Origin of the sequence: Nafulsella turpanensis ZLM-10, from assembly GCF_000346615.1 — a bacterium.
GTDB classification, from domain to species: domain Bacteria; phylum Bacteroidota; class Bacteroidia; order Cytophagales; family Cyclobacteriaceae; genus Nafulsella; species Nafulsella turpanensis.
Map to the genome: position 1 here is coordinate 34,732 of NZ_ANNU01000008.1, position 17,096 is coordinate 51,827.

The following is a 17,096-nucleotide window of genomic DNA, read 5'->3' on the forward strand; positions in this document are numbered from 1 at the left end:
GCTATACTCTGTATAACTACCGGCCTCGAGTTAACTATTTATGGTCTTCCACAAGCTCCAGCTTACGGGCATTTTTAGCCTTTTCATTCAGCAGCGCAAACTCCAGCACCTCCTTTACCTTCTCCACATAATGGATTTTAATGCCTTTGATATAACGGGCTTCTATCTCCTCTATATCCTTTTCGTTTGCCCTGGACAGCAGGATATCAACAATCCCTGCGCGCTTGGCAGCCAGTATTTTTTCTTTAATACCGCCCACAGGGAGCACCTTGCCCCTGAGAGTAATTTCGCCGGTCATGGCCAGTTTATCGCGCACTTTTCGCTGTGTAAAGGCGGAGGCCATGGAGGTAATCATGGTTATACCTGCCGAAGGGCCATCTTTTGGTACCGCACCGGCCGGCACGTGCACATGCAGGTCGTACTGGTCGAATACGCGGTAATCAATATTCAGCATATCGGCATGCGATTTCAGGTAAGAAAGCGCCGCCATGGCCGATTCCTTCATTACATCGCCCAGTTTTCCACTCAGGGTAAGTTTGCCTTTCCCTTTGCTCAGGCTCGATTCGATAAAGAGTATTTCACCGCCATACTGCGTCCAGGCAAGGCCTGTAACTACACCCGGCATTTCATTGCCCTGGTACTCTTCGTTATCGAAAATTTCGCCTCCTAAAATACTTTTCAGGTGCTTTGCCTGAATGGTTTTCGGGTACTCTTCTTCCATAGCAATGGACTTGGCTACGAATCGCACCACTTTTCCGATCTGGCGCTCCAGGCTTCGTACCCCCGACTCGCGGGTATAGGCTTCCACAATGCGTGCAAGGGTTTCATCGGCTATCTGCACATCTTTTGCCTTTACGCCATTTTCCTTTTTCTGCTTCGGAACAAGGTGCTTTTTAGCAATCTGTACCTTTTCTTCGAGCGTATAACCACTTAGTTCGATAATCTCCATACGGTCGCGCAGGGCAGGCTGAATGGTATCGAGCGAATTGGCAGTGGCAATAAAGAGCACCTTACTCAGGTCGTATTCCACCTCCAGGTAATTATCCTGGAAAGCTTCATTCTGCTCGGGATCCAGTACTTCTAAAAGCGCCGAAGAGGGATCGCCGCGAAAATCGGAGCTTACCTTATCGATTTCATCGAGTATAAATACAGGGTTGCCTGATTTGGCCTTTTTAATGTTCTGGACAATTTTGCCTGGCATGGCACCCACATAGGTTTTTCGGTGTCCGCGGATTTCGGCTTCGTCATGCACCCCACCCAGCGACATGCGCACATACTCCCGACCCAGCGCCTTGGCTACGGATTTGCCAAGGGAGGTCTTACCTACACCCGGAGGGCCATAGAGGCAAAGGATGGGCGCCTTCATATCGTTCTTCAGCTTAAGCACGGCCAGGTACTCCAGAATACGGTCTTTTACCTTTTCCATACCGTAATGGTCCTTATCGAGGATCTTTTTGGCACGCTGCAGGTCAAAGTTATCTTTGGTATACTCGCTCCACGGCAGTTCCACCAGCAGCTCGGCATAGGCCACTGCCACCGGATATTCGGCCGCCATGGGGTTCATACGCATAATTTTGTCGAGCTCTTTCTCAAAATGCTCCTGCACTTTCTCTGTCCACTGCTTTTTCTCGCCCCGCTCCCGCAGGTTTTCTACCTCCTGGTCAGGCCCGTCCTGCCCCAGTTCGTCCTGCAATACTTTTATCTGCTGGCGCAGGTAATAGTCCCGCTGCTGCTGGTCAATATCAGTATGCACCTTCTGGTGGATTTCCTGCTTAATTTCCAGCATCTGTATATCCTTCAGCATAAACTTCAGGAGCAGAGTGGCTCTCTTCACACCATCGTCAATCTCCAGCAGCTTTTGCTTATCGGCTACTTCTGCATTTATGTTGGAGGAAAGGAAGTGGGTTAAGAAAGCGGTGCTTTCAATATTATCGAGGGCAACCTGCGCCTCCTGCGGAATTTCAGGGTTCAGGCGTATAATTTTCGCGGCCGCATCTTTAAGAGAGGTTACCAGTGCCTTGGTTTCCTTGGTTTCCTTTTTTGGGAATTTCTCCTGCATAATTTTTATGCGGGCCAACAGGTAAGGATCTTCCTCCACCATTTCTTCAATGCCAAAGCGCTTTTTACCCTGTATAATAATGGTGGTATTTCCATCGGGCAGTACCAGCATTTTCAGGATTTTGGCGATGGTACCCACTTTAAAAACCTCTTTAAAAGATGGTTCTTCGGAAGTGTTTTTCTTTTGGGCCACTACCCCAATAATTCGGTCGCCCTTATAAGCTTCTTTTACAAGTTTTATGGATTTTTGTCTTCCTACCGTAATGGGAATGACTACACCGGGAAATAAGACTGTATTTCTGACAGGTAATATTGGCAGTTCGTCCGGAACCTGGGCATCATCCAGTTCCGCCTCCTCATCAGACGTAATCAGGTGCATCAGGTCATCGGATTCGTCGTCAGAAAGGTTGCCTAAAAGCATGGAACTGCTCAATGGACGGAAATTGTTGCTCATGTACATTTATTTTTAATGCCATTATGGCACGAAATCTTTGAAAATCATCTATTTCTTCGCAGCCTCTATATTATGCAAGGGATATGCCAAAAATTTAGGCTAAAAAGATTTAAATTTGTATCATCTGGGAAATTGTAGCAATAAAATCATTTGCTCTAAGTTAATATTTCTGCCACTCCCCCGAGGACCAATATGAAAAATTATTTTCTCCCCCTCTTTCTCTTTCTGCTCCTTTGTAAGCTTCCCGCCAGTGCACAACTGGGGCAGCCATCAACAGAGCAGACTTCAACGGAGAAGCCTTCGCAGGCCATAAAGGTAAGGGAGGCAGGTAGTCTGTCCGTTCAGGATGAAGCCGTACTACCTGTGTTTAAAAACGTAAATAAAATTCCTTATTACGCCAACCGGAAGAAAATAAAAAAAATAAAAAAGCTGGAAGCCCGGGAGAAATGGCCGGAGCTGAAAGAGGTCCTGCAGGACTATGTAGAGAACTTTGGCATTGAAAACTTTTATAAAGACACTTATTTTCTCTGGCGCCTCGCCAAGCTAACCGAGCTCATGGAAAGCCCCGAAGCGGCCCTTCCTTACTACCGCCTGGTTCTTAAACACCACCGGAAAGATATTGATATCAGCAAGGTCGAGCTACATTATAATGAGGCGAATAAAAATGAAGCAGACCTGTATGTTCCGCTGGATTACTACTACGAGCTGGTCGATTACCGCCGCCAGGTCGATACCCTCCTGCCTCCGCGAAGTGTGCTCCTGAACATGGGTAACCAAATTAACTCTTCCAGCGAAGATTATGCGCCCGCACTCAACCTGCATAACAACCTGCTCCTTTTTACCTCAAAAAGAAATACGGAAGGGCGCTTAATGATTCGCCAGAACCCTAATGAAGATCTTTACTTCAGCCGGGGAGAAGGTGGCAGCTGGATGGAGGCTCAGTCTTTTAAAGCCATTAACTCCCCGCATAATGAAGGCTCCGCCACCATCAGCCGCGATGGCAAAACCCTCTACTTCAGCCGCTGCGACTCTCCTGACAGCTATGGCAATTGCGATTTATTTGAAGCAAAAATGCAGCCCGACAGCAGCTGGGGGCAGGTACGTAATATGGGGGTAAACCTTAATAGCGTCGCCTGGGATTCGCACCCTTCTCTTTCGCATACAGAAGATACCCTTTATTTTGCCTCCGACCGAATCGGTGGCTTTGGCCTGTCTGACATCTGGTTTACCTATAAAAATAAAAAGGGCGAATGGCAGCCGGCGCAAAATGTAGGTCCGGTGATTAATACCCGGCAAAATGAGCTGAGCCCTTTTATTCACCCGAGGTACAACATTCTCTATTTTAGCTCAAACGGGCAGCTGCTTAATTTTGGCGAATTCGACATCATTAAATCCTACCAACTGCCCGATAAAGCCTCCGTTCCGCAATGGGCCGAGCCTAAAAACATCGGTCCATTAGTGAATGGAGAAGGCAGTGAGTTTTATTTCACCATTGACTCAGAGTCGAAAGATCTCTTCTATGCCCGCTCGGCACAGAATAATATGGAAAATCTCGACCTCTATTCCTTTCCCTTACCCATGGAAGCCCAGCCCCTTGCCACCACCAAACTGAGTGGCACTTTGCGGAACGAGGATACTAACCAGCCATTTAAAGGCGGAATTGTAAGTGTAATAGATATTGAAACAGGTATAGAGGTAGCGCCCAAATACCTGCGGCCCGATGGCTCCTATGAGTTCGACCTGATAAAGGACAAAAACTACCTGCTCGTGATACAGGGGGATGAATTCTTCAGAATAGAGGAGCTTTTTCGCCTGGAGGACGATATGCAGATGGAGCACCGTACACAGTCTATCAGCAAAAAGCTGGAGTTTACCACCATCGACTTTGCCAGCGGCAGCTCTACAGTTGTTCCGGAAATGTACCCCGACCTTAACAAACTGGCGGACTTCCTGATTGACCACCCGGATGTAAGGCTCAAAATTGCGGGCCATACTGATTCCGATGGCGATAAAATATTTAACCAGAAGCTATCGCAGCAAAGGGCCATGGCTATTATGGAATACCTCGTAGCTTTTGCCAATGTCGATCCGGAGCAGGTGGAAGCCATTGGCTATGGCAGCTCCCGCCCTTTAGTGGAAGAGAAAACCGAAGCCGACAAGACCCTGAACCGCCGGGTGGAATTCGAGCTCACCTGGGAAGGAGAGGAGAAGTAGATTTAGAAGAGCCGAGAAGGTAATCATTTCTATCCATACCCCTGGCGGAGCCTTCTCAATAATCCAGATGCCCGCTTCCTTCATTCAAGGCAAAACATCCACCCCCACTTTTTTGGTTGTTAAGCTAACAGGAGCTAAAATCAGGAGTCTATGAAAGAGCCAAAAGTAATTTCCTACCAGCTAAGCGAGAACGGGCAGATACCGAATAACCCTACCCTTCCCCTGCTCATTTACCAGCAGGTTTTTGAAGAGCCGGACAGGCTGAAGGAGCAGTTCCAGCAGGCTTTTGAAAAAAATAACTGGAGAGGCAGCTGGGTGAATGGGGTATTTGATTACCATCATTACCACAGCAATGCCCATGAGGTTTTAGGAATTGCTGCAGGTACCGCTACCATTATGTTCGGTGGCCCTGAAGGGACTGAAGTAGATGTACAGGCTGGCGACATGGTGGTTCTGCCTGCCGGCACCGGACACTGCCGCCTCTCCGCCTCCGATGATTTTAAGGTAGTAGGGGCTTACCCTGCCGGGCAGGAAGATTATGACACCTGCACCCAAAAGGATGACCCCGACGAAAAGGAAGAAAACATCCGGCATGTATCTCTGCCTAAGGCCGATCCGGTTAGCGGAGAAAGCGGCCCGCTCATGCAGCACTGGAAAAAGTAAACAAAAGAGCCGCTCTCCTTTCGGAAAGCGGCTCTTTGATTCTTATATTATTTCTCAAATCTCCTGTCTCACATCTAATGTCTTATGCCTTAAAAGAACAGGTTGAACAGGTCGTTGAAGATTACCAGTCCCATAATGGCGAAGATGATAACCATGCCAGCTTTTTGGGCCACTTCAAGGAAACGATCGGAGGGAGCAGTCCCTGAAATAATTTCGTAGGTAAGGAAGGCAACGTGTCCACCATCCAGTGCCGGAATAGGCAGAAAGTTAACGAAGGCTAACCACATGCTCAGCAGGCCGGTTATGCTCCAGAAACGGGTCCAGTCCCAGGTGCCACCATAAATTTCGCGGATACCAATAGGCCCTTTTACAGACTCGCTTACATTTACATCGCCACTAAATATTTTACCAAAGCCGCGTATGTTCAGCCATACAGACTCAAATGCTTTTTCGGTTCCTTTTACAATTGATTCGACAAAGCCGTACTGCTCTGTCTTGATGTCCAGCAGAGACCGCACCCTAAAGCCCAGTTTACCTTCTTCACTTACCTGGGCAGTTAAGGTGATAGGATCCCCTACTACTCCACTGTTCTCCGGTCTGTTCTCCACATTCCGGAGAACCTGAAGGGTAATTTCTTCTCCGGCATTTTCCTGAAGGGCAGCATCAAACTGGTCGAAGAACATAATTTCCTTTCCATTTACTGCTATTATCCTGTCGCCAGGCTTTAAACCAGCTTTTTCCGCGTTACTTCCTTTTTCTACTTCCCCAACAGCAAAAGGCAGGCGGGGCTCAATAAACTGGGTGGCCGTTTCTTTATCTGCAAATATTTCGAGCATATCTGCCGGAAGGGAAACATTTACCGTCTGCCCCATCCGGTCGATGGTGTAATAGCTGTTATCGCCGAGGAGCACGTCGGCACCACGCTGCACTTCACTAAAACGCTCGTACTCTTTCCCGTTTACTTTCAGAATTTTATCACCCGTTTCGAGTCCTAATTTTTCACCATACTCCAGGGCTACTATGCCGTTTTTAACAATTTCTGCACGCGGAATATAGGCATCGCCCTGCTGATAAGCCAGCACCACAAAGATCACGATCCCCAGCACTACATTTACAATAATGCCACCCATCATAACGATTAGGCGCTGCCATGCCGGCTTCGCCCTAAACTCCCATGGCTCCGGTTCCCTGGCCATTTGCTCAGTATCAAGCGACTCGTCTATCATCCCGCTGATTTTCACAAATCCCCCCAGGGGAATCGCACCAATCGAGTATTCGGTTTCTTTGAACTTAAAGCCGACAATCTTTGGCGGAAACCCAATTGAAAACTTCTCCACCCGCATTCCAAAGGCCTTGGCTGCCAGCAAATGGCCCAGTTCGTGCAGGCCAATCAAAATTGAAAGCCCCAGCAGTAACTGGCCAATCATTACCAAATTTTCCATTCTCTATTTTTAGTTGTTCGTTATTTGTTGTTCGTTGCTGGCGGCTTGTACCTGACATAGCTGCCACCTTCTAACCTCCAGCTTCTAAGCTCTACTATTTCTTCCTATTAGCTCCTGTGCCTTTATTCTTACTTCCCGGTCGGTAGATATATAATCATCCAGAGAAGGCTTGGCAATAAAAGGAACCTGCTCCATGCACTCGGCAATAATATCAGACATATGGAGGAAACCAATTTTATCCTGCAAAAATTCGGCCACGGCTATTTCATTGGCAGCATTTAAAATACAGGGAACATTTCCACCCCGCTCCATGGCTTCGAAAGCCAATGCAAGATTCCTGAAAGTCTGGCTGTCGGGCTGCTCGAAGGTCAACTGCGGGTAGTCCATAAAGTTTAGCCGGGGAAAATCGGCCATTATCCGGTCCGGATAGCTCAGGGCAAATTGTATGGGTAAGCGCATATCGGGCAGGCCCATCTGGGCTTTAATGGAGCTGTCGGTAAACTGCACCATCGAGTGGATAATGGACTGCGGGTGTACCACCACTTCAATCTGATCAGGCCTAAGACCAAACAGCCATTTAGCCTCTATCACCTCCAGACCCTTGTTCATAAGAGAAGCGGAGTCTATCGTAATTTTTGCACCCATTTCCCAGTTAGGGTGTTTCAGGGCTTGTGCTTTCGTAACCGACTGCAGCTCCTCCCTGCTCCTGCCCCGGAATGGGCCACCTGAGGCAGTTAGAATAATTTTTTCTATAGGATTATGGAATTCCCCTACAATGCACTGGAAAATGGCGGAATGTTCGGAGTCGACAGGGTATATATTAACCCCTTTTTCCCGCGCAAGGGCTGTCACTAACTCGCCTGCCACTACCAAGGTTTCTTTATTAGCCAGGGCAATATGCTTTCCTGCTTCAATGGCCCGTATGGTTGGCTGAAGACCCGCATAGCCTACCAGGGCTGTCAGCACAATATCGATGCTGTCCATTTCCACCACCGAGGCAAGGGCTTTTTGGCCTGCATATACCTTTATGTCGTGCGGAAGCAGGGCGTCGCGTACCTGCTCATACAGGGCATCCTCTCCTATTACTACTGCATTAGGTTTAAATGCAAGGGCTTGTTCAATCAGCAAATCGGCATTTCGCTGAGCTGTGAGCACCTCCGCCACAAATTTATCGGGATGGCCCCCAATGACCTCCAGCGCCTGTGTACCTATGGAGCCGGTCGAGCCCAGAATGGCAATATGTTTACGATTGTCCTTATCCAATTAGTTGTTGGTTGCTAGTTGTTTATTGCTTGTAAATGGGATTGAAGAGGAGTCGTTTCTTTTCACTAATTTCCTGTTCCCTTCTTTTCAAGTCTTTAGTCTCAACACTCTTTACTATATACTATACTTTTGCAGTTCATCTGCCAGTTTACGATCGTTACTCAAACGGGGCACTTTATTTTGTCCGCCCAGTTTTCCCTGGCTTTTCATATATTCCTGAAAAGCCGCCTTCTGCAGCGAATATATCTTTAGTGGCCGCAACACATTGCCGCTGATTAAATCGTCGTAATAAGAATTGAGCTTCTGCAGCTGCAAATTAAGGTCTTTTTCAAAGGCAGCCAAATCGGCCGGAGGTTTGGCAAATTCAATGTACCATTCGTGCAGGGGCAGGCCTTCAGCGGGCGTTACCTGCGGGGCTACGGTAAATTCTACCAGCTCCACTTCCGGATGGCGACTCACGGCATACTTCATCGCTCCTTCCACTTCTGAGCCGATTACATGCTCTCCAAAGGCCGAAATAAAATGCTTAATACGCCCGCTCACAATAATCCGGTAAGGATCTTTGCTTACAAACTGCACCGTATCGCCGATGGAGTAGCCCCAAAGACCGGCATTGGTGCTCATTACCACCGCATAATTTACACCCAGCTCCACCTCTCCAATACCAAGGCGGGGCGGATTCTTCTCGAAATACTGGTCGGCAGGTATAAACTCGTAGAAAATGCCATGGTTAAGCAGCAGCAATAGGCCCCTCTCCTTTTGCGAATCCTGGTAAGCGATAAAGCCTTCGGAAGCAGGATAGGTTTCAACCGAGTCTACCTTTCGGCCAATGGTCTCGAACAGCTTGGCGCGATAAGGTTCAAAATTCACGCCTCCGTATACGAACAATTCGAAGTTCGGGAAAACATCCTTAATTTTTTTGCCGGTACGGGCGACTATTTTATCGAAATACATTTGCACCCAGGGCGGAATGCCGGAGATAAGCGTCATATCTTTCCCAAGGGTTTCCTCTACAATAGTATCGACCTTTGCCTCCCAGTCTTCCATAATGTTGGTTTCCCAGCTGGGCATTTGATTGGTGCGCAGGTAAGATGGCACATGGTGGTTGGAGATGCCGGAAAGCCGGCCGATATAGATACCATTCTCCTTATGCATTTCCGGGCTTCCGCTCAGGAAAATCAGTTTTCCGTCCAGGAACCTTCCTTTTCCGCTCTCGTACACATAATTAAGCAGCGCATCCCGCGCACTATTGATATGGTAAGGGATAGATTCTTTGCTGATGGGGATGTATTTGGTACCGGAGGCAGTACCGGAGGTCTTGGCAAAATACAAAGGTTTTCCCGGCCACAACACATCCTCTTCACCTGCCTTTACCCGCTCTATGTAAGACTTCAGGTCTTCATAGTCGTGTACAGGCACCTTTTTTTTATAGTCTTCGTGCGTGCGGATGCCGGAAAAATCATGGTCTTTACCAAAGGCTGTTTGTTTTGCCTTATCAATGAGGTATCGAAAGACCTTCTGCTGTGTTTCTACAGGCCTGGTGGCCCATTTCCTTTGCTGCCTGACTACATAAGCAGCCAGGGGCTTGCTTAAAAACGAACGTATTCCCATAAGCTGCAAAAGTACAAAAATAAACCAAAAGAGGGATGCGCTTTTATACATCTTTAAGCCGAAGGGCATATCAGGAGTTGCGCAAAACAGTACGCAGCAAGTATATTAGCTGGTCCGTATAAGAAACAGAACAGCATAAGCGTATATCAGAATAGAAAAGTACCTGTTATGAAAATCGTTAAAACTGTTAGTAAGCTATTTTTAATACCTTTCCTGGCTGGCCTGGCCGGTGCCTATACTTTCGAGGAATTCGATGATGCGGCAGTTCCTGTAACCGCTGACAATCGTATAGTGCATAGCGACAGCCCAACCGTGTTTACAAGAGCCGCTTATAAAGGAGACAGCTACAATACTCCCCTTCCGCTCGAGGAACGTTTTATAGAAGCAGCCAGCAGGAGTACAAAGTCGGTCGTTTTTATTAAAACCCTCACCGGCGACTCTTACGAGCCCACCAGCTATTTCGACCTGCTTTTTGGCCGGCCAAATGGCCCTGTCGCTTCTTCCGGCTCGGGGGTAATTTATTCAGATGATGGTTATATCGTAACCAATCACCATGTGGTGGATGGTGCCAAGGTGATAGAGGTCGTGCATAACCGCCGCACTTATGAAGCTAAGCTTATCGGGTCGGACCCTTCCACCGATCTGGCCGTGCTAAAAATAGAGGCCGACGATCTTCCTGCCATTAATCTTGGTCGCTCTGCCAATGTATCGGTTGGAGAATGGGTGCTGGCAGTGGGTAACCCCTTCAACCTTACTTCTACAGTAACAGCAGGTATTGTGTCGGCAAAAGGCCGCGAAATCAGTCTTACCAAGGGAGCCTTTCCTCTGGAGTCTTTTATCCAGACCGATGCCGCCATTAACCCTGGAAATAGCGGAGGTGCACTGGTGAATACAAATGGAGAGCTGATTGGTATCAATACGGCTATTCTTTCCCAAACAGGCTCTTATGCCGGCTATAGCTTTGCCGTTCCGGTAGATGTGGTCCATAAAGTGGTCGATGATATTATCGATTATGGAGAGGTACAAAAAGCTTTTATCGGTGCCGAAGTGATTGACCTGGATGTGGAAAAAGCTGAGCGTCTTGGTATAAAGGCCGAACGTGGCGTAGTGCTCTCCTATATAACACCGGAAGGAGCGGCGGCAAAAGCAGGTCTGCGCGAAGGCGATATCATTACAGCTGTAAATGGTTTACCCACCAGCAGCCGGAGCAGCTTCCTAGAAGTGATCAGCTACCATTCGCCAGGCGACAAAATCATTATCAGCTTCATCCGCCGAAACCAGCCCCATGAAACTACGATGATACTGACCAACCGGGAAGGCACGACGGAAATTATCCACCGCGAAATTTTTACCTCCGAAACCCTGGGGGCAGACCTGGAGCAGGTAAGCAAGGTGGAACGTAATTTACTGGGAGTGGATCAGGGTGTCCGCATTTCGAATATCCGGCCTGGCTTTATCCGCCGCCTGAATATTGCAGAAGGCTTTGTGGTAACCAAGATTAATGGCATCCCCATTACCTCTCCAGAAAAGCTTGTACAGGTACTCTCTAACGTCCGGGGCAGGGTAATTATCGAAGGCGTTAATTCAAATGGCCAGAAGGGCTATTACCAGTATTATTTTTAGGAGAGGAGACAGGAGATTGGAGATTTTAGACTTGAGATCTGAGACAATGACCGATGGACGATGGACAATGGATTGGAGAACCTCTAAACGGCCTGTCATTGTGAGCGGAGCTTTGCGGAGCGCGGCAATCTCTTTCTGGTTGAAAGGGAGTATCAAAAGGAAGACTTTATTTAGAAGGTATGAATAGGCGGGAGATTGCTTCGCTGTGCTCGCAATGACAATTTCAATTGGGAAAGGCTCTGCGTTCAGACGATCCAGCCACTAGCCATTAGCCACCAAAATCCAACAACGAACAACGACCAACCAACAATGAGTGACTAAGCATTTACCGCCCGCCTCTTAATTTTGCGGGACAGCTCGTGAACGGAGTTTTTAAACTTACTGTCGGTTTCCAGCATATCGTTTACGGCCTGCACGGCATGGATAACCGTACTGTGGTCGCGGCCGCCAAAATGCTGCCCGATGGATTTGAGGGAATGGTTGGTGTATTCTTTGGAGAAATACATGGCCACCTGCCGGGCCACTACCAGTTCGCGCTTGCGGCTTTTGCTGCGCATCATATCCTGGGTAATGTTAAAATAAGCCGCTACCGCTTTCTGGATATAGTCGATATTTACTTCGGTTTCTATATCCTGCACAATGTTTTTGAGGGTGGACTTTGCCAGCTCCAGGTCTATATCTTTCCGGTTAAGGGAGGCGTGCGCCAGCAGCGAAATCAGCACTCCTTCCAGCTCCCGCATATTGGTATCCACACTATTGGCCAGGTACTCTACTACTTCCGTAGGCATATACACCCCGTCGTTTTCCATTTTGCGGGCAATAATGGCCATGCGGGTTTCCAGGTCGGGCTGTTGCAGGTCGGCCGTCAGTCCCCACTTAAAGCGGGAAAGCAGGCGCTCCTGCAGGCCTTTCAGCTCACGGGGCGGACAGTCGGAGGTCATGATAATTTGCTTGCCCGACTGGTGCAGGTGGTTAAAGATATGGAAGAATATTTCCTGTGTCTTTTCCTTACCGGACAGGAACTGTACGTCGTCGATAATCAGCACATCTACCTGCAGGTAAAAGTTACTGAAGCTCTGCACATTATTGGCCTTTAAGGCCTCAATAAACTGGTTGGTAAAGTTCTCTGATGTTACGTAGAGGACAAATTTATCGTTCCGGTTCAGCTTTATATCATTTCCGATGGCCTGTACCAGGTGGGTTTTTCCGAGACCAACCCCCCCGTACACCATCAGCGGGTTAAAAGAGGTGGCACCCGGCCGTTCTGCTACGGCGAGTCCGGCAGAACGGGCCAGCCGGTTACAGTCACCTTCAATAAACGTTTCGAAAGAATAATGCGGGTTCAGGTGGGAAGTCTGCTCCTCGCCTCCAAGGGAACGACGGGCAAAAGGGCTTCGGTAATCCAGCTCCTGCACATCGGTAACACCACCGCCATTTGGCCTGTAGTTTCCGTTATTTTGCTGGTGGTTCTGAAAGTTACGTTTTGGCTGCTTTCCAGTGGGCAGGCTAATGGTTTTAGGCTTGAACTCTTCATTGCCTTTATCCACTATCACGGAGTACTGTAGCTTACCCAGAGGCCCCAGCTCAGTATCGATAGCCTGTTTCAGTAAATGCACATAGTTTTCCTCCAGCCACTCATAAAAGAATTGACTGGGCACCTGTATTGTCAGGACATTATTCTCCAGGCTTTGAGGCACGATGGGAGCAAACCACGTATTGTAGCTCTGATCCCCGATGCTCTCCCGGATGAGTCGCAGACAATTATTCCATACTGATTCACAGTTCTGGTACATGTGCAGAAAGCCTTGGGTTTTACAAAAAAACGGACTTTAAAAATACGCAAGAAGAAGCGAAAATCAAGAAGCAAAAGCAGATTCCCCTAAAAATATTAATGGTTCTCAACTGCATGGGCTTACTGATTTATTAGAGGGCGGAAAATTCATATTTCAGCACTTTCCACCCTTCGCTAAACTCTTTAGGGTAACAGCAAATTTGTACAAAAATTAAATGAGAAAAAAATCAAATTCTGCTTGACTTTTCAGAAACAGGGAGGCTTGCCGTAAACACGCCCATTTTTTCTTTTCTTTTCTCAAAAGTATAGTCAATACGCCCTACATTAATGCCGGCCCAGCCTACCTGGTTTACCAGCACGTCCTCCCCTGCCGGATTCCGTACCACCGTAGGCTCTTCCAGAAAAGTATGTGTATGGCCGCCAATAATCAGGTCAATTCCTTCCACCAGGGCAGCCAGCTTCAGGTCAGATATTTTATCCTGCTCATATTCATAACCCAGGTGCGACAGACAGACCACCAGGTGGCAGCCCTGTGCTTTCAACTCCTGCACCATTTCGCGGGCCACGGCCACCGGCTCCAGGTAACGTACCCCTTCAAAATGCTTTTCACTAACCAGCCCTTCCAGTTCAATTCCCAGTCCAAACACCCCCACTTTTATAGGGCCTTTTTCAAATATCCTGAAAGGCTTAAACGCACCCTCGAGAATAGTGTTTGAAAAATCGTAATTCGCGACTAAAAAAGGAAAGCCGGCATTAGGTAGTTGCGCCTTCAGGCCCTCCAGTCCATTATCGAAATCGTGGTTTCCAAGGGTGGCGGCATCATAGCCCATTTCGGTCATGAGCTTAAATTCCAGTTCTCCTTCGTAAAAATTAAAATAAGGCGTACCCTGAAAAATGTCGCCGGCATCGAGCAGTAATACATGCTCCTCCTCCTGTCTTATCTGTTCTATCAGGCTGGCGCGGCGGGCCATCCCGCCCATGCCTGCAAACCGTCGGCCATCCTGCGGAAAAGGCTCTATACGGCTATGCATATCGTTGGTATGCAGAATGGTTAAGCGAGGGCGTGGAGCCGCCGAGGCCTCTGAGGGTAAAAAAGCACCTAAACCAGACAGTCCAAGCAGGCTGGTACCTGCACCCAGCTTCTTCAGGAAATCCCTGCGACTATTTAAATCTATTTTTCTCATCTTACCTCTGTTCTTTTATCACCACCCTACCTTCAATTTCCGCTTCAATGGCACGGCCTGCAGCTTCCTCTTCGGCCACTTTTTCAATAATAACATCTCGCTGCTTTACAGGCAGCTTTTCCAGTACACGAGCCTCTTTCAAAAAGAAAAGGTCATCGCCCCCACTGGCCAGATAATCCGATATGGCCAGGGTATAGGTCCTGTCAGGGTTAAAGGTTTCCCCTCCTATTTCAATATGCACGGCCTCATCACCTGCCACAATTAATTTACTGTTCGAGATGGCTATATTCTGTCGCTCGGCCGCATAGGCAAACAACTCCCGGGTCTGCTCTCCGTTCAGCTCCAGTATCCATATCGTATTTTCGAAAGGCATCAGCTCAAAGAGTTCACTCAACTGAATGGGCCCTTCTGCAATAGGAACCCGCAATCCTCCGGTAGTCACGGCTCCCATATCTACCTCAATACCAGAATATTCTTCTGCTTTATCTTCAATCAGGTCGGCTACAAAATTGCCTAATGATGACTCGACCGGCCCTTTGGTTAGTTCAAAAGCCGCCCTGCCTATCACTTTGTCCATTTCGGCATCGAGCTTTACTTTATAGGGCAGGATAATCTCCACTATTTCCGGGTCCGGCACCAGCATGGAATCGACCTGTAAAGCAGAAGCCTCCTGCACTTTTATAGCTGAATAGGCGCCTGTTTTACAGCCACTGCTGCCTGCTGTTAAAACAAAAAGGAGAAAGTACAGGTACTTTCTATATGAATTATATTTCATGAATACCATCTGACAGTCAGGCAACTAACAATAAAAACTGTACCAAAAACTTTTACAGTCCTGCAGTATTTAAACCGGGGAGTTTAAAAACAAATGCAATTAAGTTAACTTTACTCTAAAATCAGAATATTTTTTATGCAAGAGCCACAGCCGATGTTTCCTCATTTTCACCCGGTCAGTAAAAAAGACTGGCTAGCCAAGCTAAAGGAAGATCTTAAAGATAAATCGTACAACGAGCTGCAGTGGCATACCTACGAGGGCTTTAACGTGGAGCCCTATTACACCCGCTCCGAAGTAAGCCAGCTGGATTACCTGCAGCAATTACATAATACACTGGTTACCTCCACCAGCACACAAGGCAGCGCCCGCGAATGGGTCAACAACCAGTACATTCGGGTAAAGAATGAAAAAAACGCTAATGCAGTGGCGCTGGAGGCACTTAACAATGGGGCCGAAGGCTTGTACTTTGATGTATCTAAACTCCAGGACATAAAGCTGGGTATACTTTTAAAAGATATTAAGCTTAATTACTGCTCGGTTTCTTTTCTGGCCGGCAGCCAGGCCGACCAGCTCCTCTCTGCCTATATCCGGTATGCCAAAGAGCAGGGTGTACAGGCAGAGGAACTCAATGGTATTTTTAATTTCGACCCCATCGGTGAAATTGCTGAAAGTGGCCTTATCGACAGCGACCATTTTAGTTCTTTCGCATCGGTTACCAGCAAAACCGGCAGAATGCCCCATTTCTACGGCATCACCATTAATACAGACTCTTTTCATGATTCAGGAGCCAGTGCCGTACAGGAAATTGCTTTTGGCCTTAACCTGGCGGTTTCTAACCTCGACCACCTGACAGACGGAGGGATGTCGGCAGCCGATGCCATCGATAACCTCTGCTTCTCGGTTTCGATAGGCACCAGTTACTTTATGGAAATTGCGAAGCTACGTGCCATACGCTGGCTTTTTGCAAAAATAGCCAACAGCTATGGACTAACTGACTACCAGCCCGGCCAGCTGTACATTCATGCCAGGCCGGATACCTGGTCGGCCAGTATACTAGATCCGCATGTAAATATGTTACGCTATACCACCCAGGCCATGAGTGCGATTATCGGCGGATGCAATGCGCTGAGCATTCCTCCTTTTGACAGCAGCTTCGCCGAGCCCAGTGCATTTTCCCGCCGTATAAGCCGTAATATCAGCAGCATACTTAAAGAAGAAGCCTATTTCGACAAGGTAGCCGATGCTGCCGCAGGCTCCTACTACATCGAAACCCTTACCGATCGCCTGATTACCGCTTCATGGGCGCTGTTTTTACAGGTAGAAGAAAAAGGAGGCTTCTCCCGAGCCTTCGAAAAAGGTTTTATACAGGAAGAGTTAAGGCGGGTGCGTAAGGATAAGCTACAGGATATTAATACCCGAAAACAAAAACTGGTTGGCGTTAATGCCTATGCCAATGCCGAGGAGAAACTGCCAAAAAGCAGCACTTCCACTGGTAGTGCCGACCAGGAAAAGCTGCTTTCTCCACAAAGGAGGGGCGCAGCCTATGAAAACCTACGTGTCCGCACCGAAGCCTATATTGCCGCCGGACATGAACGCCCGCTGGCCATCCTGCTACAGTTTGGTGATGCCGCTATGGGAAGAGCCCGTTCCGCCTTTGCCTCGGACTTCCTCCGCTGCGCCGGCTTTGCTACACAGGAAGCCCATGCGCAGCCACAGTCTTCCCAGCTGAACCAGCTTTTACAGCAGCGCCCTTCCATTATTGTATGCTGTTCCTCCGATGCCGATTACGAGGCGCAGGTGCCCGAGCTGGCCGACTATGTCAGAAAGTTCTTTAATGGTCTCCTGCTGGTGGCCGGAAGGCCTGACTCCATGAAAGAGGTAAAGCATGCTGCCATCGACGGATTCATTCACCTGAAATCCGATGCCCTGGATGTGCTCACGGAAATACAGGACAAGCTGTTTGGGGAGGAATGAGACAGGAGATATGAGATTTGAAACGACGACACAGGACAATGAG

Annotated in this window: 11 protein-coding genes; 4 read left to right on the forward strand and 7 right to left on the reverse strand. The window is 48.1% G+C overall.

Translation table 11 applies throughout. From position 1 onward, the window contains the following. Positions 1 to 34: 34 nt before the first annotated feature. Positions 35 to 2,512, reverse strand: coding sequence for an endopeptidase La (lon, locus tag F752_RS0103975; protein WP_026135500.1), 2,478 nt, complete (start codon positions 2,510 to 2,512; stop codon positions 35 to 37). Between the two features lie 192 nt (positions 2,513 to 2,704). On the opposite strand from lon, the gene F752_RS0103980 reads away from it, so the two are divergent. Continuing rightward, on the forward strand, positions 2,705 to 4,726 hold the full coding sequence (locus tag F752_RS0103980) for an OmpA family protein (RefSeq protein WP_017730438.1): 2,022 nt from the start codon (positions 2,705 to 2,707) through the stop codon (positions 4,724 to 4,726). A 150-nt stretch (positions 4,727 to 4,876) separates the two neighbouring features. Continuing rightward, a complete protein-coding gene (locus F752_RS0103985; protein ID WP_017730439.1) occupies positions 4,877 to 5,389 on the forward strand; it encodes a cupin domain-containing protein in 513 nt (170 codons plus the stop codon). 89 nt (positions 5,390 to 5,478) lie between these two features. Here F752_RS0103985 and rseP read toward each other — a convergent pair whose 3' ends face one another. The 3 genes from rseP to F752_RS0104000 form a co-directional block, all read right to left on the reverse strand. Then, a complete protein-coding gene (gene rseP, locus F752_RS0103990) occupies positions 5,479 to 6,831 on the reverse strand; it encodes an RIP metalloprotease RseP (protein ID WP_017730440.1) in 1,353 nt (450 codons plus the stop codon). Positions 6,832 to 6,915: 84 nt separating this feature from the next. Then, positions 6,916 to 8,094, reverse strand: a complete 1,179-nt coding sequence (locus tag F752_RS0103995) for a 1-deoxy-D-xylulose-5-phosphate reductoisomerase (RefSeq protein WP_017730441.1) — start codon at positions 8,092 to 8,094, stop codon at positions 6,916 to 6,918. 114 nt (positions 8,095 to 8,208) lie between these two features. After that, positions 8,209 to 9,705: a GH3 auxin-responsive promoter family protein gene (locus F752_RS0104000; RefSeq protein ID WP_026135501.1), complete on the reverse strand. Its 1,497-nt coding sequence runs from the start codon at positions 9,703 to 9,705 to the stop codon at positions 8,209 to 8,211. Between the two features lie 168 nt (positions 9,706 to 9,873). Between F752_RS0104000 and F752_RS0104005 the strand changes: the two genes are divergently transcribed. After that, the gene (locus F752_RS0104005) at positions 9,874 to 11,328 is read left to right on the forward strand and encodes a trypsin-like peptidase domain-containing protein (protein WP_017730443.1); all 1,455 of its coding nucleotides are present in this window, start codon (positions 9,874 to 9,876) and stop codon (positions 11,326 to 11,328) included. A 317-nt stretch (positions 11,329 to 11,645) separates the two neighbouring features. Here F752_RS0104005 and dnaA read toward each other — a convergent pair whose 3' ends face one another. The 3 genes from dnaA to F752_RS0104020 all read right to left on the reverse strand — a co-directional run bounded on the left by dnaA (position 11,646) and on the right by F752_RS0104020 (position 15,079). Further along, the gene (gene dnaA / locus F752_RS0104010) at positions 11,646 to 13,121 is read right to left on the reverse strand and encodes a chromosomal replication initiator protein DnaA (RefSeq protein ID WP_017730444.1); all 1,476 of its coding nucleotides are present in this window, start codon (positions 13,119 to 13,121) and stop codon (positions 11,646 to 11,648) included. A gap of 226 nt (positions 13,122 to 13,347) precedes the next feature. Then, positions 13,348 to 14,304 (reverse strand): metallophosphoesterase, encoded by a 957-nt coding sequence (locus F752_RS0104015; RefSeq protein ID WP_017730445.1) that lies wholly within the window; start codon positions 14,302 to 14,304, stop codon positions 13,348 to 13,350. A gap of 1 nt (position 14,305) precedes the next feature. Continuing rightward, complete coding sequence (locus F752_RS0104020) at positions 14,306 to 15,079, reverse strand: 5'-nucleotidase C-terminal domain-containing protein (RefSeq protein ID WP_017730446.1); 774 nt, start codon at positions 15,077 to 15,079, stop codon at positions 14,306 to 14,308. A gap of 135 nt (positions 15,080 to 15,214) precedes the next feature. On the opposite strand from F752_RS0104020, the gene F752_RS0104025 reads away from it, so the two are divergent. After that, positions 15,215 to 17,053 (forward strand): methylmalonyl-CoA mutase subunit beta, encoded by a 1,839-nt coding sequence (locus F752_RS0104025; RefSeq protein WP_017730447.1) that lies wholly within the window; start codon positions 15,215 to 15,217, stop codon positions 17,051 to 17,053. The last annotated feature ends 43 nt before the right edge of the window (positions 17,054 to 17,096 follow it).